Annotated in this window: 1 tRNA gene and 1 rRNA gene; both read right to left on the bottom strand. The window is 47.4% G+C overall.

Annotation, left to right across the window (positions count from 1 at the left end):
- Positions 1-223, bottom strand: a 23S ribosomal RNA gene (locus AACU94_RS24635); the annotation flags it as partial.
- A 174-nt stretch (positions 224-397) separates the two neighbouring features.
- Positions 398-473, bottom strand: a tRNA-Ala gene (locus tag AACU94_RS24630).
- Between the last annotated feature and the right edge of the window lie 118 nt (positions 474-591).

Below are 591 nucleotides of genomic sequence, written 5' to 3'. Positions count from 1 at the left end.
TTTCTTTTCCTCGGGGTACTTCAGATGTTTCAGTTCCCCCGGTTCGCCTCATTAACCTATGGATTCAGTTAATGATAGTGTGTACAACACGACTCGGTTTCCCCATTCGGAATCGCCGGTTATAACGGTTCATATCACCTTACCGACGCTTATCGCAGATTAGCACGTCCTTCATCGCCTCTGACTGCCAGGGCATCCACCGTGTACGCTTAGTCGCTTAACCTCACAACCCGAAGATGTTTCACTTCAGAGTTGCGAAAATTTGAGAGACTCACGAACAACTTGCGTTGTTCAGTGTTTCAATTTTCAGCTTGATCCAGATTTTTAAAGAGCAAAACTTCGCAGTGAACCTTTGCAGGTACACTCTGAAGTATTTTTTATTTAATCACTACAGAGATGGTGGAGCTATGCGGGATCGAACCGCAGACCTCCTGCGTGCAAAGCAGGCGCTCTCCCAGCTGAGCTATAGCCCCATAACATGTAGTTAAAACCTCTTCAAATTTGCCGTGCAAATTTGGTAGGCCTGAGTGGACTTGAACCACCGACCTCACCCTTATCAGGGGTGCGCTCTAACCACCTGAGCTACAAGCC

Origin of the sequence: Escherichia sp. E4702 (assembly GCF_963883545.1) — a bacterium.
Taxonomy (GTDB): domain Bacteria; phylum Pseudomonadota; class Gammaproteobacteria; order Enterobacterales; family Enterobacteriaceae; genus Escherichia.
The sequence above is the reverse complement of the archived record's forward strand: the minus strand, read 5'-3'. Positions and strand labels throughout refer to the sequence as shown.